At 58.0% G+C, this 24,404-nt stretch carries 23 protein-coding genes and 1 pseudogene; 12 read left to right on the top strand and 12 right to left on the bottom strand.

Annotation, left to right across the window (positions count from 1 at the left end):
- Nucleotides 1–171: 171 nt before the first annotated feature.
- Genes RYC17_RS05775 through RYC17_RS05765 form a run of 3 tightly spaced genes read right to left on the bottom strand, consistent with a single transcriptional unit; the run spans nt 172 to nt 2,494 of the window.
- Nucleotides 172–504, bottom strand: a complete 333-nt coding sequence (locus tag RYC17_RS05775; RefSeq protein WP_004656474.1) for a hypothetical protein — start codon at nt 502–504, stop codon at nt 172–174.
- A gap of 28 nt (nt 505–532) precedes the next feature.
- Nucleotides 533–2,083: an AmpG family muropeptide MFS transporter gene (locus tag RYC17_RS05770; protein WP_002555028.1), complete on the bottom strand. Its 1,551-nt coding sequence runs from the start codon at nt 2,081–2,083 to the stop codon at nt 533–535.
- Between the two features lie 54 nt (nt 2,084–2,137).
- The gene (locus RYC17_RS05765) at nt 2,138–2,494 is read right to left on the bottom strand and encodes an MGMT family protein (RefSeq protein WP_057401642.1); all 357 of its coding nucleotides are present in this window, start codon (nt 2,492–2,494) and stop codon (nt 2,138–2,140) included.
- Nucleotides 2,495–2,658: 164 nt separating this feature from the next.
- Between RYC17_RS05765 and RYC17_RS05760 the strand changes: the two genes are divergently transcribed.
- Nucleotides 2,659–3,666 carry a DUF481 domain-containing protein gene (locus RYC17_RS05760; RefSeq protein WP_002555026.1) on the top strand — a complete coding sequence of 336 codons (1,008 nt, stop codon included), beginning with the start codon at nt 2,659–2,661 and terminating at the stop codon, nt 3,664–3,666.
- 53 nt (nt 3,667–3,719) lie between these two features.
- Here the strand turns inward: RYC17_RS05760 and RYC17_RS05755 are convergent, their stop codons facing one another.
- Nucleotides 3,720–4,478 (bottom strand): SDR family oxidoreductase, encoded by a 759-nt coding sequence (locus RYC17_RS05755; protein WP_057401643.1) that lies wholly within the window; start codon nt 4,476–4,478, stop codon nt 3,720–3,722.
- A 278-nt stretch (nt 4,479–4,756) separates the two neighbouring features.
- Here RYC17_RS05755 and RYC17_RS05750 point away from each other — a divergent pair, with 278 nt between their 5' ends.
- The 3 genes from RYC17_RS05750 (at nt 4,757) to groL (ending at nt 7,492) form a co-directional block, all read left to right on the top strand.
- Nucleotides 4,757–5,251, top strand: coding sequence for an FxsA family protein (locus RYC17_RS05750; RefSeq protein ID WP_002555024.1), 495 nt, complete (start codon nt 4,757–4,759; stop codon nt 5,249–5,251).
- 254 nt (nt 5,252–5,505) lie between these two features.
- Nucleotides 5,506–5,799: a co-chaperone GroES gene (locus RYC17_RS05745; protein ID WP_003304675.1), complete on the top strand. Its 294-nt coding sequence runs from the start codon at nt 5,506–5,508 to the stop codon at nt 5,797–5,799.
- 49 nt (nt 5,800–5,848) lie between these two features.
- On the top strand, nt 5,849–7,492 hold the full coding sequence (groL, locus tag RYC17_RS05740) for a chaperonin GroEL (protein ID WP_002555022.1): 1,644 nt from the start codon (nt 5,849–5,851) through the stop codon (nt 7,490–7,492).
- A gap of 83 nt (nt 7,493–7,575) precedes the next feature.
- On the opposite strand, the gene RYC17_RS05735 is transcribed toward groL, so the two are convergent.
- Nucleotides 7,576–8,316 carry a phosphatase PAP2 family protein gene (locus RYC17_RS05735; protein WP_058400732.1) on the bottom strand — a complete coding sequence of 247 codons (741 nt, stop codon included), beginning with the start codon at nt 8,314–8,316 and terminating at the stop codon, nt 7,576–7,578.
- A gap of 177 nt (nt 8,317–8,493) precedes the next feature.
- Here RYC17_RS05735 and colR point away from each other — a divergent pair, with 177 nt between their 5' ends.
- The 5 genes from colR (at nt 8,494) to RYC17_RS05710 (ending at nt 12,288) form a co-directional block, all read left to right on the top strand.
- On the top strand, nt 8,494–9,177 hold the full coding sequence (gene colR / locus RYC17_RS05730) for a two-component system response regulator ColR (protein WP_002555020.1): 684 nt from the start codon (nt 8,494–8,496) through the stop codon (nt 9,175–9,177).
- Nucleotides 9,167–10,456: a sensor histidine kinase gene (locus RYC17_RS05725; protein ID WP_002555019.1), complete on the top strand. Its 1,290-nt coding sequence runs from the start codon at nt 9,167–9,169 to the stop codon at nt 10,454–10,456. The genes colR and RYC17_RS05725 overlap by 11 nt, the downstream gene beginning before the upstream one ends.
- Before the next feature lie 200 nt (nt 10,457–10,656).
- On the top strand, nt 10,657–11,337 hold the full coding sequence (locus tag RYC17_RS05720; RefSeq protein WP_002555018.1) for a class I SAM-dependent methyltransferase: 681 nt from the start codon (nt 10,657–10,659) through the stop codon (nt 11,335–11,337).
- Nucleotides 11,338–11,341: 4 nt separating this feature from the next.
- Nucleotides 11,342–12,064 carry a lipopolysaccharide kinase InaA family protein gene (locus RYC17_RS05715; protein WP_230018931.1) on the top strand — a complete coding sequence of 241 codons (723 nt, stop codon included), beginning with the start codon at nt 11,342–11,344 and terminating at the stop codon, nt 12,062–12,064.
- The gene (locus RYC17_RS05710; RefSeq protein WP_002555016.1) at nt 12,061–12,288 is read left to right on the top strand and encodes a hypothetical protein; all 228 of its coding nucleotides are present in this window, start codon (nt 12,061–12,063) and stop codon (nt 12,286–12,288) included. The genes RYC17_RS05715 and RYC17_RS05710 overlap by 4 nt, the downstream gene beginning before the upstream one ends.
- A 24-nt stretch (nt 12,289–12,312) precedes the next feature.
- Here the strand turns inward: RYC17_RS05710 and RYC17_RS05705 are convergent, their stop codons facing one another.
- From RYC17_RS05705 to RYC17_RS05695, 3 genes are all read right to left on the bottom strand, one after another.
- A complete protein-coding gene (locus RYC17_RS05705) occupies nt 12,313–13,419 on the bottom strand; it encodes a DUF1513 domain-containing protein (protein WP_316902635.1) in 1,107 nt (368 codons plus the stop codon).
- A 16-nt stretch (nt 13,420–13,435) separates the two neighbouring features.
- Entirely contained in the window at nt 13,436–14,500 is a 1,065-nt protein-coding gene (locus RYC17_RS05700) for an imelysin family protein (protein ID WP_122259151.1), read from the bottom strand.
- A gap of 78 nt (nt 14,501–14,578) precedes the next feature.
- Nucleotides 14,579–16,006, bottom strand: a complete 1,428-nt coding sequence (locus RYC17_RS05695; RefSeq protein ID WP_316902634.1) for a di-heme oxidoredictase family protein — start codon at nt 16,004–16,006, stop codon at nt 14,579–14,581.
- Nucleotides 16,007–16,215: 209 nt separating this feature from the next.
- Here RYC17_RS05695 and RYC17_RS05690 point away from each other — a divergent pair, with 209 nt between their 5' ends.
- The gene (locus RYC17_RS05690) at nt 16,216–16,845 is read left to right on the top strand and encodes a pyridoxamine 5'-phosphate oxidase family protein (RefSeq protein ID WP_058400737.1); all 630 of its coding nucleotides are present in this window, start codon (nt 16,216–16,218) and stop codon (nt 16,843–16,845) included.
- Nucleotides 16,846–16,971: 126 nt separating this feature from the next.
- On the opposite strand, the gene RYC17_RS05685 is transcribed toward RYC17_RS05690, so the two are convergent.
- From RYC17_RS05685 to RYC17_RS05670, 4 genes and pseudogenes are all read right to left on the bottom strand, one after another.
- A complete protein-coding gene (locus tag RYC17_RS05685) occupies nt 16,972–18,330 on the bottom strand; it encodes an imelysin family protein (protein ID WP_058409274.1) in 1,359 nt (452 codons plus the stop codon).
- 169 nt (nt 18,331–18,499) lie between these two features.
- Nucleotides 18,500–20,561: pseudogene (locus RYC17_RS05680) on the bottom strand (putative bifunctional diguanylate cyclase/phosphodiesterase).
- Nucleotides 20,562–20,950: 389 nt separating this feature from the next.
- Nucleotides 20,951–21,532, bottom strand: a complete 582-nt coding sequence (gene sodB / locus RYC17_RS05675) for a superoxide dismutase [Fe] (RefSeq protein ID WP_058400741.1) — start codon at nt 21,530–21,532, stop codon at nt 20,951–20,953.
- 192 nt (nt 21,533–21,724) lie between these two features.
- Nucleotides 21,725–22,327: a LysE/ArgO family amino acid transporter gene (locus RYC17_RS05670; protein WP_058409273.1), complete on the bottom strand. Its 603-nt coding sequence runs from the start codon at nt 22,325–22,327 to the stop codon at nt 21,725–21,727.
- A gap of 94 nt (nt 22,328–22,421) precedes the next feature.
- On the opposite strand from RYC17_RS05670, the gene RYC17_RS05665 reads away from it, so the two are divergent.
- On the top strand, nt 22,422–23,321 hold the full coding sequence (locus RYC17_RS05665; protein WP_316902633.1) for a LysR family transcriptional regulator ArgP: 900 nt from the start codon (nt 22,422–22,424) through the stop codon (nt 23,319–23,321).
- A gap of 74 nt (nt 23,322–23,395) precedes the next feature.
- Nucleotides 23,396–24,388, top strand: coding sequence for an NAD-dependent epimerase/dehydratase family protein (locus tag RYC17_RS05660; RefSeq protein ID WP_004656428.1), 993 nt, complete (start codon nt 23,396–23,398; stop codon nt 24,386–24,388).
- The last annotated feature ends 16 nt before the right edge of the window (nt 24,389–24,404 follow it).

The following is a 24,404-nucleotide window of genomic DNA, read 5'->3' as shown; positions in this document are numbered from 1 at the left end:
GTGGGGAATGGCTAACGATTTCGTCGTCCAATTCATAAGAGGCTGTAGTGCGTTTCTTACGGCGCAATGAACACAGCCATGCAGGCTGCAAGACTTTGCTTTTGGAGAGGGCTGGAGGCGTGTGCTATGAAAAGCCCTGGCTCACGAGCATCAGGGCTTTTTAGTTGGCGATTACTGCAGGCTTATATTGGCCAGCGTGACGATAATGCCGATGCCCGCGACAGTGGCGGCTACTGCGTTGATGGAGAACACTGTGCGTATCTTTCTGGACAGCCTCCATGGCTTTACAGCGAACGCATAAATCAGCAGAAAGATGATCGCGAAGATTTCCACCTGCGCTAGCAGGACTACCGCACTGCCCAAGGCCATTGATCCGGACAGGCCATCAGCGTCTCGCGACAGATAATATGTCAGCAGAGTGCCGATGATAGGTAGCCAGATCCCCAGGCTGATAAGAATCAGTGGGATGGGGTTGAAAGGGCGTGTTTGGTTTTCGGTGTCCACTTTTTTTCCTTGATGAGTGATCCGGCGATCAGGGCTTCTCAATCTCTGAAACTGCTGTCGGTGCCTCGGCCTTCGCGGTGCGTATCTCGCGGCTCCATTGCAGGATGATCATCACCAGCGTTGGAATGCCCAGCAGAGCGGTGATCAGGAAGAAATTGTGATAACCGAATTTCTCCACCACCACGCCGGAATAACCGCCCAGCAAACGCGGCAACAGCAGCATGATTGAGCTGAGCAGTGCGTATTGAGTGGCGGAAAACTTAAGGTTGGTGAGGCTCGACAGGTAGGCGACAAACGCTGATGTCGCCAGCCCTGAGCTGAGGTTGTCCAGTGAGATGGTCAGGATCAGCATCTTCACGTTCGGGCCCATGTCCGCCAGCAACAGGAACAGGATGTTGGTCGCTGCCGAGGTGAAGCCGCCGATGAACAGGATCGGCATGATGCCGAAGCGTACGATCAGCAGACCACCGGCACCAGCGCCCAGCAGGGTCATGATCAGGCCGAAGATCTTGCTGACACTGGCGATCTGGTCCTTGGTGAAGCCCTGGTCGATGTAGAACACGTTGGCCATGACGCCCATCACCGTGTCCGACATTCTATAGGTCGCAATCAGGCCCAGTAACAGCAGGGCCTGCCAGCGATAACGCATGATGAAGTCGTTGATCGGCGTAAGCACCGGCGCTAGCCCGCGACGACCCATTGATGACAGACAGGCGAAGGTCAGAAGCGTGTAGAGAATGGCGCGCAGGAAAGCCCGGTCTTCCAGCAGCAGGTCCATCCAGCTGGTGCCGTTGAACAGCACGCTGGCGAAGTCGGTGTTGTAAAGCTGGGTAAACATTGCCGGTACTGAAACCAGCAGCACAATGAGCACGAACACCGAGGCCAACTGGTGGGTAAAACCATAGCGCGCTGCCGACAGCTGGGTGCGCAACGGTACGGGTGGCTCGCGCATGATCAGCGTAGTGACCAGCGCTGGCAGCATCAGCAGGCCAAACAGCACATAGGTGCCGGTCCACGCCGAATGCTTGTAAGCAAAGCCTGTGGAGCCGAAACCTTCAGCGAAGTACAGCGCGCCCGCGGTCGCCAACAGTGCGGCCACCCGATAGCCGGACATGTAACTGGCGGCGAGGGCGGCCTGCTGGGTGTCCTGAGCGATTTCAAGGCGATAGGCGTCGATGGCGATGTCTTGTGTTGCGGAGGCGAAGGCCACTACTACGGCAATTGCGATCAGCCAGGACAAATGCTTTTGCGGATCGCAGAAACCCATACCGATCAGGCCGAGAATCACCAGGCTCTGTGCCAGCACCAGCCAGGAGCGCCGCCGCCCCAGCTTGCCCAGAAACGGCAGGCGCCATTGGTCGAGTAAGGGCGACCAGACCCATTTAAAGGCGTAGGCAAGACCGATCAGGCTCGCATAGCCGATGGTCTCGCGAGCAACACCGGCTTCGCGCAACCACACGGATAAGGTCGAAAAGACCAGCATATAAGGCATGCCCGCAGCGAATCCGAGCAGCAGTAACACTAATGTCGACGGGCTGGCATATGCGGCGAGCGCGGCGCGCCAGGTTTTACGGGGCATGGGCTGGAATCTGCCTCAGGTTACGAAAACAAAGGGCGCACTCTAACCGCTGTGCTATAGGGGACGCCAGCCATGGCGCTGCATATCCACCCGATTATTCCGAATGGTAACGCCCTCGGCGCGTAAACGGGCTCGCTGTTCGTCACCGGACACACTGCCAGCGGGCAGACTGAGCCGACCGCCGGCCCCCAACACCCGATGCCAGGGCAGGGAAGAGCCGTCCGGCAACTGACTCAATGTACGGCCCACCCAGCGCGCAGCTCTGCCCAGCCCTGCCATTTCAGCCAGTTGACCGTAAGCGACCACTTTGCCCTCCGGTATTTGCGCCATCGTCAGGTAGAGGGCTGTACGTCGTATTTCTGTAGCTGACTGCTCGCCAGGGTAAAGAAGTGTCAAGTCCGGGTCGGTCACGCGTTTATCCTGTATAAAACGATATTGATTGTCGTTCGCGGAACTTTGGTTGATCGCTGCTGTCTGTTATCACCGTGTCCGGCGGTCCATGGATTGAGATTGCCTTGATGTTCTTCTGCAGGATGATGCCCGCCTTCCCGCCAAACAGAGCCTGATTACCGCTTATGTTGTCCAGAACCCTGCTGTGCCTCGCAATTACTACCGTTTCCACTCCATTGCTTGCCGACACTGTCTGGTTGAAGAACGGTGACCGGCTGACTGGCACAATCAAAGTGTTCGATGGTGGCAAGCTACTGTTGCAGACCGAATACGGCGGCGCTATTCCGTTGGACTGGAAGCAGGTCAAAACCCTGCAAAGCGATCAGCCACTGCTGGTAAAGCAGGATGAGCACACAGGCGAAGTCTCCAAGTCGTTGCAGGCTGCCGATGATGGCAAGGTCGTGCTGGCTAATGGCGATGCACCCAAGACCGTCGAACTGGCAAGTATCCATCAGATCATCAAGCCCAAGCCGGTTATCACTGATCTTGTCTGGAAAGGCAATATCGATGCGGCGCTGGATTTCCAGCAGGCAGAAAACGACACCAATGACTACAACATTGCCTTCAAGACTTCAGCGCGTCACGGCCAATGGCGCCATAACGCCAAAGGCGATTACAACCGCGAAACGACCGATGATGTGGTCGGCACCGACAACTGGAGCGCCGAATACTCGCTGGACCGCTTCCTGACCGAGAAATTCTTCTGGGATGCTCGCGTGACCTACAAGCGCGACAAGATCGAAGACCTGTCGCGTCAGCGTGTTGTCGGTACAGGTCCTGGTTACCAGCTGTGGGATGACGAGCTGGGAGCCTTCAAGGTCGGTGCGCTGCTTAACCGCACAGATTTCGAATTCTCCAATGGCCAGAAGGAAAACTTCTATTCGGTCGCAGGTACCTGGGATTACAACCGCTACCTGATCGGCAAGAAGTTCGAGTTCTTCAGCAACGGCGAGCTGGGCAAGCCGTTGAGTGGCGTTGCCGATTACTCCATGGATGTCGAAGCCGGGCTGCGCTACAAGGTTACCGACTGGGCATCGCTTAACCTGAAGGCCGAGAAAAACATCATCAGTGGCTCGGATAACGGCGACGTGGACAAGACCCGCTACACCGCCGGTTTCGGTGTGAGCTGGTAAGCAACGTGGCGAGCGATGCGCACTGTGTGCATCGCTCTGCCAGGATGGGTTGACTAGATTCTCATCGCGCCGTCCAGCTCCAGTATGCGGCCGCTGAAATAATCGTTTTCAAGAATGTAAGCCACCGAGTGGGCGATTTCGTCCGGTTTGCCCATGCGCTTGAGCGGGATGGCCGAGGTCATCCTCTCAAGTGCTTCGGGGCGCATGCTTTCGGTCATTTCGGTTTCAATGAACCCAGGTGCCACGCCCGCCACGCGGATTCCGTAGCGTGCCAGTTCCCTTGCCCAAGTAACGGTCGCAGCGGCAACGCCGGCCTTGGCTGCCGAATAGTTGGTTTGTCCGATATTCCCTGCCCGTGAAATCGACGAGATATTGATGATCGCGCCCTGAGTCTTCTGCTCGATCATTTTCGCCGCTACCTCGCGCGTGCAGAGGAATACGCCGGTCAGGTTGACGTCAATTACCGACTGCCACTGCGCCAGGCTCAGTTTGGTAATTTCGCCATCCTTGACCTTGACCAGCAGGCCGTCACGCAAAATACCGGCGTTGTTGACCAGGCCATGAATGGCCCCGAAGTCCTCGGCGACCTTGTTGACTGTGTCGACGACCTGTTCTTCATTGGCGACATTGCATAGATAGGCGCGAGCATTGACCCCGAGCGCCTCACAGGCTGCGACAGCCTGATCAAGCTTGTCCTGATTCAGGTCCAGCAGTGCCAGGTTCGCGCCCTTGCCAGCCAGATATTTGGCCATGGCTCTGCCTAGCCCCTGGCATCCGCCGGTGATAATTATCAGCTTGTCTTTCAATTCCATGTGCGTGCCCAATCACAGTTGATCGTTTCCATGGCATCACTGGCTTGATGCGAGTGCTTATGCCATAGCCAGAGCACGTTATAGGCTGTTTTTGCGCGTTCGTCTCGGGTCTGCCGTCTGGCCCTGAAATACACCGATACACGTTTGTGAAGCCCAGGTTCAGCTGACTTATGCGCATAATTGAGCTGTTACCCAAGCGCAGGGAGCTTGAATTAACGACCTTCTGACATCACATACGGTCTACTCGGAAGGCATTCTTCCCTTGAGGAACTCATTTGATGCGTGTTTTTTTGCTGCTGTTTTTATTATTCCCGGTACTTGAGCTGTTTCTGCTGGTTCGTGTCGGGATGTCCATCGGCTTTCTCTGGACCTTCCTGCTGGTCGTCGCGACGTCCATGCTCGGCTTGTTCGTCATGCGGGTAGCCGGTTTTGCCACGGCGCTGCGTGCGCGCGAAAGTCTGGCGCGTGGCGAGCTGCCTGCCCAGGAAATGCTTGAAGGCCTAATGGTCGCCGTCGGTGGCGGTCTACTGCTGTTGCCCGGCTTCATCAGTGACATTCTGGGTGTGATCTGTCTGCTGCCGATTACTCGTCGTCTGCTGATCAACAAGGTTCGTCGCCGTGCAGAGGATCAGGCTATGCGTCAGCGCGCCTTCGCCGATGATCTGCAGACTCAGGCCAATCAGGGACCTGCCAGCCATCGCCCGAATGCCATTCACCAGCCGACCCGCGAGCCGGATGTGATCGAAGGCGAGTTCGAACATCGCGACAAGTAGCCGTTACACCCCCGGCAGCGCGGCACCTTCGGGTGCCGCGCTCGTTTTGGGGTGGCAATTGGGCTGTAAAATTTTTTTGCCCAAGACTTGTAATCACTTTGCTCGCCCTTATGTATGGGTCACCGCAAGGTTTCTGGCATGAAGGCCAGACCGTATTCTGCGGTTCGCGCGTCGAACCGTAACCGGCAAGTCCGGATTTAAACCGGCCGGTGCACTCACCGGACGATCAAACAAACATAATCAGGAGATCGACAATGAAGCTTCGTCCTCTGCATGACCGCGTCGTAATCCGTCGCAGTGAAGAAGAAACGAAAACTGCCGGCGGTATCGTTCTGCCAGGTTCGGCTGCTGAAAAGCCTAACCGCGGCGAGATCGTTGCTGTGGGTACCGGCCGCGTGCTGGACAACGGCGAAGTACGTGCGCTGGCTGTGAAAGTGGGTGACAAGGTTGTGTTCGGCCCTTATTCCGGCAGCAACACAGTGAAAGTAGACGGCGAAGACCTGCTGGTGATGAGCGAGAACGAGATTCTTGCTGTCGTCGAAGGCTGAGTGCTCCCGCTGATTTCCGTTACTACAAAGTATTCAAGGAATAATGATCATGGCTGCTAAAGAAGTTAAATTCGGCGATTCTGGCCGCAAAAAAATGCTCGCCGGTGTAAACGTCCTGGCTGACGCAGTTAAAGCGACCCTGGGCCCTAAAGGCCGTAACGTTATCATCGAGAAAAGCTTTGGCGCTCCGCTGATCACCAAAGACGGTGTGTCGGTTGCCAAGGAAATCGAGCTTAAAGACCGTTTCGAAAACATGGGCGCGCAGCTGGTCAAAGACGTTGCCTCCCGTGCCAACGATGACGCCGGTGACGGTACTACTACTGCTACCGTTCTGGCTCAGGCCATCGTCAACGAAGGCCTGAAGGCTGTCGCTGCCGGTATGAACCCGATGGACCTCAAGCGCGGCATCGACAAGGCGACCATCGCCATCGTTGCAGAGCTGAAGAAGCTGTCCAAGCCTTGCACCGACACCAAGGCAATTGCTCAGGTCGGCACCATTTCGGCCAACTCTGATCACTCCATCGGCGACATCATTGCCGAAGCCATGGAAAAAGTGACCAAAGACGGCGTTATCACCGTTGAAGAAGGTTCGGGCCTGGAAAACGAGCTGTCTGTTGTAGAAGGCATGCAGTTTGACCGCGGTTACCTGTCTCCGTACTTCATCAACAAGCCAGACACCATGGTTGCCGAGCTGGACAGCCCGCTGCTGTTGCTGGTCGACAAGAAGATCTCCAACATTCGCGAAATGCTGCCGGTTCTGGAAGCAGTCGCCAAAGCTGGCCGTCCTCTGCTGATCGTCGCTGAAGACGTTGAAGGCGAAGCGCTGGCAACTCTGGTTGTCAACAACATGCGCGGTATCGTGAAAGTTGCAGCCGTCAAGGCTCCAGGTTTCGGCGATCGTCGCAAGGCCATGCTGCAGGACATCGCTGTTCTGACCGGCGGTACCGTTATCTCCGAAGAGATCGGCCTGAGCCTGGAAACCACTACCCTGGAACACCTGGGTAATGCCAAGCGCGTCATCCTGAACAAAGAAAACACCACCATCATCGATGGTGCTGGCGTCAAAACCGATATCGACTCGCGCATCTCCCAGATCCGTCAGCAAATCGGCGACACCAGCTCGGACTACGACAAGGAAAAACTGCAAGAGCGTCTGGCCAAGCTGTCTGGCGGCGTTGCAGTGATCAAGGTCGGTGCCGGTTCCGAAGTTGAAATGAAAGAGAAGAAAGCCCGCGTTGAAGACGCCCTGCACGCAACCCGCGCAGCCGTCGAAGAAGGCGTGGTACCTGGCGGTGGCGTAGCACTGGTTCGCTCCCTGCAAGCTATCGAAGGTCTGAAAGGCGACAACGCTGATCAGGACGTTGGTATTGCTCTGCTGCGTCGTGCAGTCGAAGCGCCTCTGCGCCAGATCGTTGCCAACTCCGGTGACGAGCCAAGCGTTGTTGTCGACAAGGTCAAGCAGGGTTCGGGTAACTTCGGTTACAACGCTGCTTCCGGCGAATACGGCGACATGATTGAAATGGGTATCCTTGACCCGGCCAAAGTGACTCGCTCTGCTCTGCAGGCGGCGTCCTCCATTGCCAGCTTGATGATCACCACTGAAGCGATGATCGCTGACGTGCCTGAAGACAAGCCAGCAGGCGGCGGCATGCCGGACATGGGCGGCATGGGTGGTATGGGCGGCATGATGTAAGCCGGCTTTACCCCGAAAAGCTACACCCATAAAGAACCCCGCCTTGTGCGGGGTTTTTTTATGGTCTTTGTGTGCCGGATCAATCAATGCGTCGGTTGTACCTTGCTGTTCTCGAGACCCTTGGGTTCGGGGCGGTAAAGCACAAAGTAGTAAACCCCCAGACAGATCAGCCAGCAAAACACTGCAGTCCAGATGTTATGGGAAAAGAAGTGCGCGCCTTGCAGCATCCGCCCGATGGAGAACACTGTTCCCAAACCGAAGGCCAGGGCCAAACCCATTTTCGCCATTCTCGGGCGGCGGTCGCGCAAGGCGAAGAACAGGGCAAACAGGGTAAAACCGGTGGCTGCATGACCACCTGGCCAACAACGCCCTGGCTTGTCGGTGGCAGGGCGCGGGCTCAACAATTCGCTGTAAGTTTCCTGGCCGCCGAACTCGGTTAGGCTCCAGGGGCATTGCACCGAGGTCATCACTTTTACTGGCGTCACGAAGGCGGTTGAAAGCGCCATGGACAGCACCAGACAACCCAGTTCTCTGCGCCAGGGGATCAGACGTTCTACCTTGAACGACGCAGCAAAGCCGATCATGGCCAGTACGCCGAAAACCATCACCAGTTGTTTGGCGCGGTCGTGAAGGACGTCTTCCAGAAAATAGCTGTGCCTGCCAATGAATTGCCCACTGACGGGATCGAAGGCAAGCCTGGCGATGTCCATGTCCAGCGAAGTCAGCTCAAGGAGTACGAGGGTCAGCGCTACAACAGCGGGGATACCCAGATAAATCCACGGATTGATTGGGCGAGAGTAGGGTGGGGCGACGGTTTTCGACATATCGAATCCAGATCGGTGAAAGGCATGCCGCGTTCATTGTGTGCGACGGTTTGTCTCAAAGTGTGTCATGTGCTTTGTAAATCATAGGTGAAAAAATCGTCATACCATATCGGCGCTGGCCCTGACGCTCACTTCGTCTTAAGCTGCGCCAGCCCAAACTGCATATGAGAGTGCGTTATGCGAATTCTTCTGGTTGAAGACAACCGCGACATCCTGGCGAACATGGCCGATTACCTGGGCATGAAAGGCTATACCGTCGACTGCGCTCAGGATGGCCTCTCAGGACTGCACCTGGCAGCCACCGAGCATTATGACCTGATTGTCCTCGACATCATGCTGCCGGGCATCGACGGCTACACGCTGTGCAAGCGTCTGCGCGAAGATGCCCGTCGTGATACCCCGGTCATCATGCTGACCGCACGCGATCAACTGGACGACCGTCTGCAAGGCTTCCGCTCTGGCGCTGATGACTACCTGCTCAAGCCGTTCGCCCTGTCCGAACTGGCCGCGCGCATCGAAGCGGTGTTGCGCCGTGCCCAGGGCGGCGGGCGACGGACGTTGCAGGTGGCCGATCTGGTCTATGACCTCGATACCCTTGAGGTGACGCGTGAAGGCCGGATGCTCAAGCTCAACCCGGTCGGGCTCAAGCTGCTCGCCGTCCTGATGCAGAAAAGCCCGCATGTACTGCGCCGCGAGATTCTGGAAGAGGCACTGTGGGGCGACGACTGCCCGGACAGCGACAGCCTGCGCAGCCATGTGCACCAGTTGCGTCAAGTGATCGACAAACCGTTCGGCAAACCGCTGTTGCAGACCGTGCACGGTGTGGGCTATCGCTTGGCCGAGGGCCGGGATGGAGTTTAAACAGAGTCTTGCCCAACGGATCATCATTGCCTTTGCATTGATGAGCGCACTGGTCGCCGGGTCTTTCGCCATCGGTATCATCTCCACGGTCCATCTGGTCGAAGAAAAACTGATTTCTGCCGGCCTCGGCGGCGATCTTAATCGCCTGATGCTGATGGACAGTGTCAGTGACTGGAGCCACCGGCCCAAGCCCGATCAGTTGTTCTACTTCAGCAACGGTCCGGGCGATTTCGATCTGCCCAAAGACCTTCGGCACCTTGAACCCGGTTTTCATGAGGTCTTCCGTGGGCCACTGTCGTACCACGCCATGATCGAGGTGGTGGACGGTCGGCATTACGCTCTGCTTCAGGATCAGAGCGATTTTGAAGAGCGTGAGCGGGTCCTGTTCGCGGTCGTGCTGGTCGGTTTTGTTCTGGCGTTGGCGCTGGCGGTATTTCTCGGCTGGGTGTTGGCCCGCCGGGTGATGGCGCCGGTAGTGCGTTTGGCCAGGCAGGTTCGTCACCGTGACCAGTTGCTGGGGCTGGCACCACCACTGGCGCCTGACTACGCCGCTGATGAGGTCGGCGAGCTGGCGGTGGCGTTCGATGCAACGCTGGGGCGTCTGAGGCAAGCGTTGATTCGTGAACGCATGTTCACCAGTGACGTGAGTCATGAGCTGCGCACCCCGCTGATGGTGCTGGCCAGCTCCTGCGAGCTGCTGCTGGAAAACCCTGCGCTCGACCTGCGAGGGCGTCGTCAGGTCGAGCGTATTGGCCGCGCCTGCGAAGAGATGCGTGATCTGGTGCAAACGTTCCTGATGCTCGCCCGCACCCAGCGTGAAGACCCGGCTATGACGCCCAAGGCCACGCTGGTCGGGGTGGCCGAACAGTTGATCTCTCAATGGCGTGATCCAATAGAAGGCAAGGGGCTGCAACTGACCTACACGCCACCTGCCGATGACCAGCTGTCCGAAATTCGTTACAACGCGACCTTCCTCCATGCCGTGATGGGCAATTTGCTGCGCAACGCGCTGCACTACACCGATTACGGATTCATTGCGCTGACCCTGCACGCCGAAAGTTTTACCGTGGAAGACAGTGGCGTCGGTATTCCAGAGGAAAAACGCGAGGCCATGTTCGAGCCATTTGTGCGTGGCAATGAGCAGCGCGGGGAAGGCCTGGGCCTTGGTTTGTCACTGGTGCAGCGCATCTGCGCCAACCAGGGATGGAGCGTCGATCTCACGCCCATGGAGCCGCACGGTTGCCGGTTCGAAGTGACATTGAACCTGAACAAAACCTGATGTTCATTTTGAGCAAATCCACCTCAGTGTGTGGCGGTAAATCGACCGCACTTCGTCGATAAGTCACACATGGCGTTTAACTCTCTGTAAAATCTCGAAACATCTGAAGTACAAAGGTAACAATATTTTCACATTCAGATGACCTGACAGTGACAGCGGTGCCTTTAGTTTGGCCCGCATCAACGTCAGGAGCGGCTCCCATGAGCGACCGTATAGAACTCGAGTTTTCCCGCAAGTACGACAAGTCGCATGCTCGTCAGTACCTTGAAAAGCATCAGGACGGTTTGTGGCGCAAGTTGTCGCATCATCGCGATGAACAACTGGCGAGAAAGGCGCTTCACTTGGCCGGTGACCCGGGCCTGGTGCTGGACCTGCCTTGCGGTGCAGGGCGTTTCTGGCCATTGTTGGCCGAGAAACCGAACCGCTCGATCATCGGTGCTGACAACTCCGCAGACATGCTCAGTACCGCTTGTGCATCACAGCCGGCAGAAGTTGTAAAAAGGGTACAACCTTTGCAGACATCTGCCTTTGACATCGACCTGCCTGATAACGCAGTAGACAGCATCTTCTGCATGCGCCTGCTGCACCATGTCGGCCAGTCAAGCGACCGGATGGCTCTATTGCGTGAGTTCCAGCGCGTAACCCGTGACAGTGTGATTGTCTCATTGTGGGTCGATGGCAATTTCAAAGCATGGAAGCGTGCACGCCTTGAGAAACAGCGCCTGCAGAAAAACGGGCAGGAAAGTTACCAGAATCGTTTTGTGTTACCGGTTGCTACCGCAGAATCCGAATTTGAACAGGCAGGATTTCGTATCCAGAACCGAATGGATTTTCTGCCGATGTACGCCATGTGGCGTGTCTATGTCTTACGTAAAAGGTAAACAGATGGGTTTGCAGTCCTTGAAAGAGCCAGTTGTGAACTCGGTGCAGGATGAGTTCAACCATTTCTGGAGTCAGCACGGCGAATGGGTTGAAGAGCCCAATGCCCGTCGAGGTGGAGAGAGTGGTGTACAGCGGCTCACGATGGACAACGGGCAAACGCTTTATGCCAAGCGTCAGACAGGGCATATATACCGCAGTTTGCTGCACCCTTTGGGGCGACCGACTGTATTGCGTGAGCGCGAAGCGCTTGAGGGTCTGCGCAAGCTTGGCGTAGTTGTGCCGGAAGTGGTGTTTTGCGGTGCCGAGCGTGGCGAGGACAATGCCTGGCGGGCATTGCTGGTCACGGTGGCGCTGGAAGGTTTCGAAGAGATAGAAAAGTGGGAGGCTGGCGGAGGGCGCGAGCGGCATGGCGAGCTGTTTTATGAGCTCGTGCTCAAGGACGTGGCGGCTACCCTGGCCCGTATGCACCTTGGCCGCTGGCAGCACAGCTGCCTGTATATCAAACACATATTTGTACGTGTGACCGGTGAGGGGCCGGATGCCAAAGTCGAGGTTGCCTTGCTGGACCTCGAAAAAGGCCGTCGTCGCCTGACAGCCCAAGGGGCGGCCCAGCATGATATGAAACAGCTACGACGCCATTCGTCATTCAGCGCTGCAGACTGGCAAAAGTTGATCTACTTTTATCAGGCAGCGTTTGGCAGCTCTATCAAAGGTTTAGAGTCATGAAGCTAGAAATGGCAAGAGGTCTGTTTATCTTCGGTGCATTGGCAATTGCCACCGTCGCAGTGGCAGCGCTTGAACAACCGTCTACCCAGATACTCACGACACAGCACGGCGAGGGATATTGCCCGTTGCCGCGTGTGGCCAAGAGTCTGGTGAGCGTGCAGCCCGACCATGACCTGTTGCTGTTCATGTACAGCCTGGCGCAAGGGGCCGGGGTCAGGAACTGAGGCGCTTTGCTGCCTGACTGCTGACTATCCCGCCTGGGCCAGATGAAGATGGTTGTCCCACAGCCCTGCGGGCAGATCCAACGGCTTGGCCAGCAGTTGCGCTTTGCGACAATCATAAAAGCGGCAACGCCCTTGGCCCGAAGTCACGACAAACCCGTCGGCTACCGCACCCACGCCTGCGCAGTCTGGTAGCGGCGCATCCAGCCTCAATGCACCGCTGTCCAGATCCCAGATAAAGAACCGGTTGCCACGCGGCGCTGTCAGGGCTACCAGGCGCAGATCACTGTGCACTGCAACGCTTGCGGTGTAATGAGCCATCGCCCGCAGTTGTTCTTCTGCCACCGGAAAGGCCTGAAAGGGCTGCCCCGGCCGTTTGATTGCCAGCAACTCGGCTACTTCGTGGCTGTCGCCCATGAACTGCTGGCCTGCCACGATGGTGCCGTCGCTGGCGATGCCCATGTGACGCACGCTGTTCATCTGCTGGGAAAGAGTCTCCTTACTCAGCAATATACCGTCACGCTGCATGATCACCAGGCTGGGCTGCATGGCATTCAGGTTCATCTCTACCCGGCTTTCCGCTTCGGTGCGAATACCGCCGTTCGCGACCACCAGCGTTTCGCCATCCGGCATCCACGAAACCTGATGCGGACCAATACCGTGCGTAGGAATTTCAGCCGAGTGCACCAGTCGCTGATCAACGAATCGATAGACGCCCAGTAGCCCTCGGCCTGGGTCAAGGGTGTCGTTTTCCGTCGCATACAGCCATTCGCCGCCGCGGTGAATCACCGCATGACCATAGAAGTGCCGGTTCGGCTGCGAAGCGATGGTTTGCAGCAAGCGGCCATCACGCAAGTCGATCAGATAGCTTTCAGTGCCTGGACGACGTGCGATGAACACCGCAATCGGCAGATCGGGATGATTGATGATGTCGTGGCAGCGCTGGCCCACCTGGGTGGCAAATACCTGCGTTCCGTCGAGCCGGAAACCCACCGCGTAGTGTTTGCCTTCGCCATCGTCGCGAGCGGAGAGCAGCAGAGGGGGTGCGTCTTTTTGCCTGAACAGCGTCCAGCCGCCCAGCGTGAAAGCGCTGAGCAAGAGACTGCCGAGGGCCATGGCCTGACGTCGCAACATCACGTGTACCTCTTGATCAATCGCCGTCGTTGGCGTTGAAGCCCAACTGAATGCCCAATGCCCTGGCCAGCTCGCCTTCGTGCAGGCGGTGCACCGCATTGAGGCTGTCGTAGAACGCATTGAGTTGCTGACGTCCTGTTTCGGTGGCCAGCAGGTCGGCGAGCGGCGGCTTGAGTTCCGACAGTAATTTGCGGCTGGTAGCGTAGGCCGCATCGATTTTGTCAGCCAGCGGTTTCTGCTCGGCGGGCAGCAAGCTGCGCAGGCCCTTGTTGTCGACACCGGTCCACACCGTTTCGGCGCTGATCAGGCTGGCTTCCAGGCTGCTGAGCGACGATTTGCTGCGCCATGCATCTGCCTGGAAGGGTTGTGGCTGGCCCTTGCTCTGGCGACCCAGTGGCGTGCCCAGTTTCTTCTTCAGGCTGTCGAGGGCCGTGACCTGAACCCGCAGCAGTTCGGCGATGGCTTCATGAGAATCTGCGTAGCGCTGGTTGGGGAATTTGCTCAGTTGCGCAAGCATGCCATCGGTGCTGTTCCAACTGGTGAGGATTTCCTCGGCAAGCTGCTTTTGACGCTCGCCGATTGCCATCAGCAGCGGGCAATAGCGCGCTTTCTGTTCGCTATTGGCCATGTCGATTTCCGCGTCGAACAGAATGTATTCGTAAGCGGACAAACCTTGCACCACGACGCTGGCCTTGGACAGCTCCTGAGCAGTGATCTGCGGCTGTGCCGTCACCAGCTGCTCGACCTGCCGGCCAACCAGGTTCTTCTTGTCTGGCCAGAACTGTATTTGCCAGGCGCGGTTGCCCTCGGCCAGTGGGCCGATCAACAGCGGTTGCAGTTCGGCCCAGGTCTTCTGCGCTTTGAGAAAGTCGGCGCGGGCTGTGGCCAGATCAGTCTTGCCCTGACAGAACGCCAGTGCGCTGGTTGCCAACTGACGATCAGCATCGACCCAGCGGCTGTAGGTCGGCAGGATTACCTGTTTGGCAATGGCTGCGGACGTGACCGCCTGAGGGTCGGATGGCGAGCAGGCACCCAATGCAAGCGCCGCAAGGCTGGTCAGCAACAACTTGGGTCGGAACATGTCCGGCTCCTTTATTTATTTTCGAAAGATGATTTTGAAAAAATCATGTTGAACGAGACGATTCTGGAAAGGGAGCAATCATAACGAATTCAGAAACGCCAACAGCGCTTCACGCTGTTGCGCGTCAAATGCCAGAACCTGCCGCTGCGCCGCCTGTGCTTCGCCGCCATGCCACAGTATCGCCTCAAGTACATTGCGGGCGCGACCATCGTGCAACAGTTGGGTGTGCCCGCTCACGGTGCCGGTCAGGCCCAGCCCCCACAGCGGTGGGGTGCGCCACTCGCGGCCGGTGGCCTGGAACTCGGTACGGTTATCGGCCAGCCCCTCGCCCATGTCATGCAGCAGCAAATCGCTGTACGGGCGAATCTCCTGATTGGCCAGCTCAGGCTCGGCAGCGTCGCTACGGGTCTTGAATGAGGGCGTGTGGCATTGCTGACAGCCCGCCTGAAAAAACAGATTCTTGCCCGCCAGCACTTGCGGGTCATCGACCTTGCGGCGTGCCGGAACCGCGAGGTTGCGTGTGTAGAACTCCACCAGACGCAGGATGTTGTCGCTGACCTCTGGCTCGCCGTTCGGGCCATTGCCGTTGGGCGCTGCCAGGCAATCGGTCTGGGCTGGCGTGCAGTCATCAAAGCGGCGCAGGCTGGTGGTCAGCCCCATGTCGCCGGAAAAGGCGTGCACGTTCTGCTGGTTGAGGTTGGGTTGCCCGGCTTTCCAGCCGAATCGGCCCATGACGACCTTTTGCTGTGCATCGTCCCAGACCCAGTTGGGGCGTCCCGAGATGCCATCGGCGTTCTTGTCATCGGGGTCGGCATTGGCAAGGATTGCTTCATCGGCAATGGCCTCAAGCAATCCCAGGCCGATCATCGGCGGGGCTATGCGCGCCGAGATGTGGGTATCGGGGTGCATCGGTCCGTAGCCCAACTGGGTGATTCTGAGGGTCGGCTGGCGCAGCTCGACGGAGGTGCCATCGCGAAACTCGACCGTCAGCGCATCGTACTCGACCCGCACCTTGCCCTCGGGGGCTACGCCGGGGTTTGACATGTCCTGCAACTGCCCACCGTAAGTCGGTTCAGGCAGCACGCCGTTACGCTGCACAAGATCGGCGTAGGCCGGGTCGTCAGGAATCGACAGCCTGACCAGCATCGACACGGCATTGCTGTCGCCAGCTTCGGGTGGATGACCACGACCGTCCTTGATGTGGCAGTTCTGGCAGGCGTTGGTGTTGAACAACGGCCCGAGTCCGTCACGAGCTGTGGTGGTCGATGGCGCAATCACCCATGGACTGCGGAAAAAACTGTTACCGACACTGAAGTCCAGGCGCCGCACGGGCGACAAGTTGGCCGAGGGCATGGAAAAGGCATTCTGATCGCTCTTCCTGACCGTCGCACTGCCACCGGACAAGGCTTCTCCCGGCTCGGCATGAGTGAAACGCGGGGCGTCATCGCATGCACTCACGGCCAGAGTCGTAAGCAAGGCAAGGGATAGACGGAGCCGCGTACTCATAGACATCCTGCAACGGGGCGAAAAATCGGGGCGTGCAAGCTTATCAGCCTCGTGCGGTTTGAATAAGAGGGATTATCGTTTGCCTGCTCTGACGTAATGCGTTGTTACGAATCTCTGAGGCTGGTCTGCTCCCGGCATTTTTGCCTATGCTGCACATGTCGAAGTTGACAGCACACACGCAGATAAAACACCCAGCAGAGACCACATCAATGGATAACCCGGAAAACAGCGCGTTCGTGACCACCACCGAAGCACTGGAAGCGCTCTATGGCCCGATTGCTCCTCCTTCCATGACCAAGGAAGTCGACCATATTCACGCGGTTTACCGGCCCTTCATCGAGTCGGCACCCTTTGTTGTGCTGGCCTCTGCCGGGCCCGACGGCCTTGATGCGTCCCCGCGTGGTGATCAGGCGGGCTTCGTGCATATCGAGGACAGCAAGACGCTTTATCTGCCTGACCGGCGCGGCAACAACCGCATCGACACCTTGCGCAATATCATCAGCGACCCACGTGTCGCGTTGCTGTTCCTCATCCCTGGCGTGGGCGAGACCTTACGGGTCAACGGAACAGCGCAGATATCGGTTCAGCCCGAACTGTTGTCGCGTTTCGAGGTGAACGGCCAACTGCCCAGGTCAGTGCTGCGCATCTCCGTGACCAGCGTGTACTTCCAATGCAGCAGGGCAACCATCAGGTCCGGTTTATGGGATGCAACCCGGCACATCGAACGCAGCGCGCTGCCGACTGCCGGGCAAATACTAAAAGCGGTTTCGGCCGAGCAGATCGATGGTGATGCCTATGACAAGGCTTTGCCGGGACGCATTGCGGATACGTTGTATTGAAGCTCGGGAACTCGTTTCTGTAATGGTCGGGGCGCTCAGCAGTTGAAAGCAACGCATATCGGTCAGGCATAAAAAATGCCGGTCAGCGAACTGACCGGCATTGGTTGTTACCGCAAACAGTACCTGTCAGAACTCGTGATCAGCGTTGTCCGGGTTCAGGTCAGTGATGCCGAGCTTGCCAGCGGCCTGTTCGATAGCCCCCGTCTGTTTGACCAGCGCAGCGATGGCGTCACGCACCACTTGATTGCCTGCCGTGTTGCCGGCAGCGATCAACTGGTCGAAGTGCTCACCCTTGTTGGCGTGATCAACGATGACCTGCAGCTTGGCCTGGGTGTCGTCCAGATCGGCGCGCAAAGTGGCGTCGGTGGCCGGGTCTACCTTGGCAACCAGAGACGAAAGGCTCGGGCCGCTGACTTTGCTGCCATCGGTGCGCGTGTATTCGCCCAGGTAAACGTTACGAATACCCTTGCCGTTGTAGAAGTGCGAGTTGTGCGTGTTGTCGCTGAAGCAGTCGTGTTCGTCTTCGCTGGAGTTGGCTTCCAGTGCGACTTTCATGCGTTCGCCCGCCAGTTCACCCAGCGACAGGCTGCCCATGCCGAAGAGCATTTTGCGCAGACCGCTTTCGCCGGATTCAGCTTCCAGCGTGGCACGGTAGTTGTCGGCAACGCCGGCCTTCCAGTTGCCGGACATTTCTTCCAGATCGCTGACCAGCAGATCGGTAACGGCCTTGAGGTAGGCGCGGCGGCGGTCGTTGTGGCCGCCGGTTGCGCCAGCGCCTTCCAGGTAATCGCTGGCCGGACGTGCGCCGGCACCAGGGCCGGTGCCGTTCAGGTCCTGGCCCCACAGCAGAAATTCAATGGCGTGGTAGCCGGTAGCAACGTTCGCTTCGGAACCGCCCAGCTCGTTCAGGCTGGCGAGTTTTTCGGAGGTGATTTCCTTCACGTCGACCTTGTCTTCACCCACCTGAATTTCGGTGTTGGCGATGATATTGGCAGTCGCGCCCGGGTTGCCCAGCGCGTGCTGGTAATCCTTGGCGACATAGTCGATCAGGCCTTCGTCCAGGGGCCAGGCGTTAACCTGTCCTTCCCAGTCGTCGATGATGGTGTTGCCGAAGCGGAAGACTTCGCTCTGCATGTAAGGCACACGCGCAGCTACCCATGCATCCCGTGCGGCTTTCAAGGTTTCATCGTTGGGTTTGGCCAGGAATGCGTCGACGGCGCTGCTCAGTTTTTTCGCACCAGCCTCGGCGTCGTCGAACACCGCAGAAACCATATTGGCGTAATTCGCGACCACAGCCTTGGCCGCCGCTTCGTCAGTCTGGGCGGCTGCAGCCGGAGCAGGGGCAGCAGGCGTCGCCGCGGGAGTCGCCGGAGCAGCAGCTGGCGCGGGTGCCGGGGCGGCAGCCTTGTCCTTGCCTTCGCCACAACCGGCGAGAGAGATAGCGATGGCCAACAGACTAGCGGTTGCCAGAGGCATACGAATCATGACGGAATCCTGCGTCGAGAAAGTTGATGGCGGGGTGCGCCCAGAAAATCTGCGACATGATGCGAAAGATTTGCATTCGATGTAAAGGCAAAACGCCTTTGCGGTCGTGTTCAGGCATTCAGCAGGTTGTAACAGTCGGTTTCAAGATGGCTCGAAAGAGCCGTACCGTTCAGGGCCGTTCAGAGGCTGGCGGCGTTCCGCTCTCTCGACTGTTTCAGGTAGGCCAGCAGTTCCCGACCGGGCAGCGGCTTGCTGTACAGGTAGCCCTGGCCCTCGTGACAGCCCTGGGTGACGATATAGGCTTCCTGCTCGAGCGTCTCCACACCCTCGGCGATGACCTGCATGCCAAGGCTTTTACCCAGCTGGATAATGGCCCGCACGATGGTGGCATCATCGTCGTCGTCAATCAGGTCCTGAACGAAGCTCCGGTCGATCTTGATCTTGTCCAGCGGCAGGCTTTTCAGATAACTCAGCGACGAGTAACCGGTACCGAAATCATCAATGGCGATCAAGGCGCCGGAGCGTCGCAGGCTCAGCAGGTGCTGGGCGGCGGTATTGATATCTTCCATCAGGCCGGTTTCGGTCACTTCCAGTTCCAGGCTGCGCGGTGGCAGGCGGTAGATCTGCAAGAGGTTGTTGACCACACGCGGCAGTTCCGCGTGGTGCAGTTGCACGGTCGACAGGTTGACCGCCATGCGCAAGTCGGTGAAGCCCTGATCAAGCCATTCGCGTAACTGGCGGCAGGCCTGATCAAGCACCCATTCGCCGATGGCGATGATGGTGCCGTTCTGCTCGGCCAGCGGGATGAATACATCCGGCGGCACCAGACCATGCTCTGGATGTTGCCAGCGGATCAAGGCTTCTACGCCAACGATGCGGTGATCGCGATAGCTGATCTGTGGTTGATAGACCAGGTATAACTGATTGCCCGGCAAGGCGTCGCGCAGATCTTTTTCGAGTTCACGACGGCGGCGCATTTCGCTGTCGACGCTGGCGATGTAGAACTGATACCGGTTACGCGAGCGGGCTTTGGCCAGCGTCATGGTCTGTTCAGCTTTTTGCAGGAGTTTCTCGGTGTTGTCGCCGTCCTCGGGAAACAGCGTGATGCCAATGGTCGCTCGTAACCGGATCTGCTGTTCACCGACTATAAACGGGGCCTCCAGCTCATCCAGAATATTCTGCGCCAGCTCTGCTGCCTCGTAAGGTTGCTCTATTTTGGCCTGCACCAGTGCAAACTGATCGCCGCCCAATCGCGCCAGAGCGCCAAGTCGTCCGCTGTGGGCGCGCAGCCGGTCAGCCAGCGCGAGTAACAGTTGATCGCCTGCCTGATAGCTGAACTGTTCGTTGATACCCTTGAAGTCATCCAGACCCACGCAGAGAATCGCGACCCTGTGCTGCTGACGCCCCGCATCTTCGAGAATTCTGTCCAGCCCGGTCTGCAACTGAAGTCGGTTGGGCAGGCCGGTCAGGAAATCGTATTGCGCCATGCGCTGCAGATTGTTCTCCGCCTCGTGGCGCAGATAAGTGTGGCGCTCGATGGAGGCCAGCAGTTGGTTGGCGGTATTGACCCAAATCCCCAGTTCGTTTTTCTCGTGGCCCTTGAGCAATGGCAACTGGTGTTCGCTGGGACGGTCAGGGTTGATCGCGATCAGATGTTCGATGATTTTCGACAGTGGCTTGGTCAGCAACCAGTGATAGACCAGGTACAACACCAGCCCCATTGCCAATGCACGCAATACACCCGCGATGAAGATGATTGCGGCATTGACCAGAAAGCTTTCGCCGTAATTGGCGGTGTCCAGCGTGATACGCAGGTCGCCGTAATACTCGCTGTAGGGGCTGCGACCGACCAGTTGGGTGGTGAAGCTGCGTTCCTGGCCGAGGATAAGGTCTGTCAGCCAGCGGGTTGGAGAGTTTTTCAGCGGGCGGTCTTTTTCTGCCAGCAGGCTTTCGTTGGGATGGCCTATCGACGCCATGCGTACCGAGTCGTCCTGGAACAGACCCTCGATGACCTGCATGCCCATTTCGCGGTCCAGGCTGTAAACGGCCTGCGTGGAGGGATCGCGGAACATTCCGAGAATTCGTTCAGCATCGCTGGCCACGGCCTGACGCGTCTTGTAGGCGTCGAAAACGATTTGCGCACAGCTGAGTATGACGCCTACCAGCAGCGCCGAAAGCAGTACGACGCGCAGCAACTTTACCGACAGGCTATTCTTGAGTTCCAGCTTCAATGGCCGTTCCTTAGTTCGTGTCGGAGGACATATCGCCCCATGACCCTCGAAAAGCCAGATCCGCCCGTCGTGACGTGGTCAGAAACGGTGCGTCTGGCTGATCTTCGCGTTCCTTGCACCTACTGGCCCAAGCCACCTGAGTGTGTCGGGTGGCCAGGTGGGTAACTTGAGCAGAACACTGTAAAGAATTACGTCGTGATGCGAGTCAGCTAGCGTTTTCTGACAATACACAAAGTAACAGCGGCAGGCGAAAAAACATTTGCTGTTCACCTGACTGGCAGGTCGAAGTCTGACGCCGTTTATTGAACACGAATCCGGAAAGACTACAGGTGTAAACCTGGAGCATAAAAAACCCGGCGCGAGGCCGGGTTTTTTCGATGACGCTGGACTCAGGCTGCGAATTGCTCGGCCACGAAGTCCCAGTTCACCAGGTTCCAGAACGCTTCTACGTATTTCGGACGCAGATTGCGATAGTCGATGTAGTAGGCGTGTTCCCAGACGTCGCAGGTCAGCAATGGCTTGTCGCCGCTGGTCAGCGGATTGCCGGCACCGATGGTGCTGGCCAGAGCCAGAGAGCCGTCAGCCTTCTTAACCAGCCAGCCCCAGCCGGAGCCGAAAGTGCCGATGGAGGTTTTGCTGAACTCTTCCTTGAACTTGTCGAAGGAACCGAACGCCTTGTTGATTGCTTCGGCCAGCGCGCCGGTAGGTTCGCCGCCAGCTTTAGGGGCCAGGCAGTTCCAGTAGAACGTGTGGTTCCAGACCTGAGCGGCGTTGTTGAAGATACCGCCCGAAGAGGTCTTGATGATTTCTTCCAGGGTCTTGCCTTCGAACTCGGTGCCTGGCACCAGGTTGTTCAGGTTCACGACGTAGGTGTTGTGGTGCTTGTCGTGGTGATATTCCAGAGTCTCCGCAGAAATGTGCGGCACCAGAGCGTCTTTGGCGTAGGGCAGTGGCGGCAATTCAAAAGCCATGGTTTATCTCCTTTCAGGTCAATTGCGGTAATCGCACGGCCGATCACGGGCGGCCAGATACAGCATGCACCGGGAGTTTTACTCTTTTGCGGCGCAGACCCCGGATCATAGCACCGGGTCTGCGGCTTAACCACGCAACAACTGTGTGGGATAGAGGTTCCAACGCGTTTGACCTGGCGCTCATGAAACCGGTCAGGCTGAGCGGATCAACTGAAAGGCCACGCTGAACATCATCACGGCGATCATCACGTCCAGCATGCGCCATGTGGCGGGGCGGGCGAGCCAGGGCGCGAGCCATGCCGCGCCAAGTGCCAGGCTTGAGAACCACAGCAGCGAGGCGCTGGCAGCACCGGCCACGTAAGCCCCCGGCACGTCCTGTTGCGCCCCGAGCGAGCCAATCAGCAGCACGGTGTCCAGATACACATGCGGGTTCAGCAAGGTAACGGCCAGCGCACTGAGCAACACCGTGCGCAATGATCTTTTGCCAACGGCTGCGTTGTGTTCAAGGCTTTGCCGCGAGCAGGCGCGGCGCAATGCCTGCAGGCCATACCAGCTCAGGAATATCACCCCGCCCCAGCGCGCTACCGCCAGCAATGTCGGGTTTTGTGCGAGCACATTGGCCAGTCCGAAGACGCCTGCCGCTACCAGAATGGCGTCGCAGACAATGCACAATAGCGCGACGGGTACGTGATGTTCACGGCGCAGGCCCTGAGCGAGCACAAAAGCGTTCTGAGTACCGATAGCCATGATCAGGCCTGCCGCGATCAGCAGGCCATTGAGGTAGCTTTGCCACATAAAGACGTTCCATTGAGCAGATTCGGATGGCGATTCTTATGCGTTGAGCGCTATAAGGAAAATAAATAATGTTCATCGCTCATTAGGAAAACTGATGTTCGACTACAAATTGTTATCTGCATTGGCGGCTGTGATCGAGCAAGCCGGTTTTGAGCGTGCCGCTCAGGTACTGGGGCTGTCTCAATCTGCGGTTTCGCAGCGCATCAAATTGCTGGAGGCACGCATTGGTCTGCCGGTGCTGGTGCGGGCGACGCCACCGAGCCCGACCGACATCGGACGGCGCCTGCTCAATCACGTGCAGCAGGTCCGGCTGCTGGAGCGCGACTTGCAAAGTCAGGTGCCGGCGCTGGATGAAGAGGGCATGCCCGAGCGTCTGCGAATCGCCTTGAATGCCGACAGTCTGGCGACCTGGTGGGCACCGGCCATCGGCGCGTTTTGCACGCAACACCGGCTGTTGCTGGATCTGGTCGTTGAAGATCAGGACGTAGGCCTCAAGCGCATGCGTGCCGGCGAGGTCGCGGCCTGCCTGTGTGGCAGCGAGCGTCCGGTGGCCGGGGCGCGCAGCCTGTTGCTGGGGGCCATGCGCTATCGGGCGCTGGCCAGTCCGGCATTCATCGCCCGCCATTTTCCGCACGGTGTGAGCCCGGAAAACCTGGCCAGATCGGCAGCGCTGGTGTACGGGCCGGACGACCTTTTGCAGCATCGTTATCTGGCACTTCTTGGTGTTCAGGACGGCTTCGAGCATCATTTGTGCCCGTCCTCCGAAGGTTTCATACGTATGATCGAGGCCGGAATGGGCTGGGGCCTTGCGCCCGAGTTGCAGGTGCGCGACCAATTGCGCAGCGGCACTCTGCTTGAATTGCTGCCGGAGCGCTGCATCGATGTGCCGCTGTACTGGCACCATTGGCGCAATGGCGGGCAGCTCTTGACCCGGCTTACCGAACATCTTGTGCAACATTCGGCCAATTGGCTGGTGCCGCTGAGCGAGGAATGATCGTCAACATGATCATGTGTAATCCATGCAGGCAGGGTTTTTCCTTTCCTGCAGATGCGTTAACGGAGCGGTAAATGAAGATTCTGGTCACCGGCGCGAGCGGCTTCATCGGCGGACGCTTTGCGCGTTTTGCCCTTGAGCAGGGCATGAGCGTACGGATCAATGGCCGTCGTGCCGAAGGTGTCGAGCACCTGGTCAGGCGTGGCGCAGAGTTCATCCAGGGCGACCTCGCTGACCCTTATCTGGTGCGGGCGCTGTGCGATGACGTGGAAGCGGTGGTGCACTGCGCAGGCTCGGTCGGCCTGTGGGGACGGCGCCAGGATTTCATGCAGGGCAACGTGCAGCTCACCGAAAATATCGTCGAAGGCTGCCTGAAACAAAGGGTGCGAAGGCTGGTTCATCTTTCGTCGCCCTCCATCTACTTTGATGGCAAGTCGCACCGTGGCATCAAGGAAGAGCAGGTGCCCAAGCGCTTCCATAACCACTATGCGGCGACCAAATACCTGGCCGAGCAAAAGGTCTTCGGTGCCGAAGAGTTCGGCCTGGAGGTGATCGCCCTGCGGCCGCGCTTTGTCACCGGCGCAGGCGACAACAGTATTTTCCCGCGTTTGCTGCACATGCAGCGCAAGAAGCGTCTGTCGATTGTCGGCAACGGTTTGAATGTGGTGGATTTCACCAGCATGCACAACCTCAACGAAGCCATGCTGAGCAGCTTGCTGGCAACCGGCTCGGCGCTGGGCAAGGCCTACAACATCAGCAACGGCACGCCGGTCCCGCTGTGGGATGCGATCAATTATGTGATGCGCCAGATGCATCTGCCTCAAGTCACCCGTTATCGTTCATACGGGCTGGCCTACAGTGCCGCGGCGATCAATGAAGGTGCCTGCCTGCTGTGGCCGGGCCGACCTGAACCTACCCTGTCAAGAATGGGCATGCAGGTCATGAACAGGGATTTTACGCTTGATATCAGTCGCGCCAGGCATTATCTGGATTATCAGCCTCAGGTCAGCCTGTGGACGGCGCTGGATGAATTCTGTGGCTGGTGGCAGGCACAGCACGCAATCTGAATGCGGTAGTGGCACA

The organism is Pseudomonas syringae group sp. J248-6 (assembly GCF_032586995.1).
Lineage (GTDB): Bacteria > Pseudomonadota > Gammaproteobacteria > Pseudomonadales > Pseudomonadaceae > Aquipseudomonas > Aquipseudomonas amygdali.
This window is presented reverse-complemented; position numbering and strand designations above follow the sequence as displayed.

Bases quoted from the DNA above. Each gene is read 5' to 3' on its own strand.
- RYC17_RS05770 (WP_002555028.1), bottom strand. From the start codon at position 2,083: ATGCCCCGTAAAACCTGGCGCGCCGCGCTCGCCGCATATGCCAGCCCG.
- RYC17_RS05760 (WP_002555026.1), top strand. From the start codon at position 2,659: ATGTTGTCCAGAACCCTGCTGTGCCTCGCAATTACTACCGTTTCCACT.
- RYC17_RS05755 (WP_057401643.1), bottom strand. From the start codon at position 4,478: ATGGAATTGAAAGACAAGCTGATAATTATCACCGGCGGATGCCAGGGG.
- RYC17_RS05750 (WP_002555024.1), top strand. From the start codon at position 4,757: ATGCGTGTTTTTTTGCTGCTGTTTTTATTATTCCCGGTACTTGAGCTG.
- RYC17_RS05745 (WP_003304675.1), top strand. From the start codon at position 5,506: ATGAAGCTTCGTCCTCTGCATGACCGCGTCGTAATCCGTCGCAGTGAA.
- groL (WP_002555022.1), top strand. From the start codon at position 5,849: ATGGCTGCTAAAGAAGTTAAATTCGGCGATTCTGGCCGCAAAAAAATG.
- RYC17_RS05735 (WP_058400732.1), bottom strand. From the start codon at position 8,316: ATGTCGAAAACCGTCGCCCCACCCTACTCTCGCCCAATCAATCCGTGG.
- colR (WP_002555020.1), top strand. From the start codon at position 8,494: ATGCGAATTCTTCTGGTTGAAGACAACCGCGACATCCTGGCGAACATG.
- RYC17_RS05725 (WP_002555019.1), top strand. From the start codon at position 9,167: ATGGAGTTTAAACAGAGTCTTGCCCAACGGATCATCATTGCCTTTGCA.
- RYC17_RS05720 (WP_002555018.1), top strand. From the start codon at position 10,657: ATGAGCGACCGTATAGAACTCGAGTTTTCCCGCAAGTACGACAAGTCG.
- RYC17_RS05715 (WP_230018931.1), top strand. From the start codon at position 11,342: ATGGGTTTGCAGTCCTTGAAAGAGCCAGTTGTGAACTCGGTGCAGGAT.
- RYC17_RS05710 (WP_002555016.1), top strand. From the start codon at position 12,061: ATGAAGCTAGAAATGGCAAGAGGTCTGTTTATCTTCGGTGCATTGGCA.
- RYC17_RS05705 (WP_316902635.1), bottom strand. From the start codon at position 13,419: ATGTTGCGACGTCAGGCCATGGCCCTCGGCAGTCTCTTGCTCAGCGCT.
- RYC17_RS05700 (WP_122259151.1), bottom strand. From the start codon at position 14,500: ATGTTCCGACCCAAGTTGTTGCTGACCAGCCTTGCGGCGCTTGCATTG.
- RYC17_RS05695 (WP_316902634.1), bottom strand. From the start codon at position 16,006: ATGAGTACGCGGCTCCGTCTATCCCTTGCCTTGCTTACGACTCTGGCC.
- RYC17_RS05690 (WP_058400737.1), top strand. From the start codon at position 16,216: ATGGATAACCCGGAAAACAGCGCGTTCGTGACCACCACCGAAGCACTG.
- RYC17_RS05685 (WP_058409274.1), bottom strand. From the start codon at position 18,330: ATGATTCGTATGCCTCTGGCAACCGCTAGTCTGTTGGCCATCGCTATC.
- sodB (WP_058400741.1), bottom strand. From the start codon at position 21,532: ATGGCTTTTGAATTGCCGCCACTGCCCTACGCCAAAGACGCTCTGGTG.
- RYC17_RS05670 (WP_058409273.1), bottom strand. From the start codon at position 22,327: ATGTGGCAAAGCTACCTCAATGGCCTGCTGATCGCGGCAGGCCTGATC.
- RYC17_RS05665 (WP_316902633.1), top strand. From the start codon at position 22,422: ATGTTCGACTACAAATTGTTATCTGCATTGGCGGCTGTGATCGAGCAA.
- RYC17_RS05660 (WP_004656428.1), top strand. From the start codon at position 23,396: ATGAAGATTCTGGTCACCGGCGCGAGCGGCTTCATCGGCGGACGCTTT.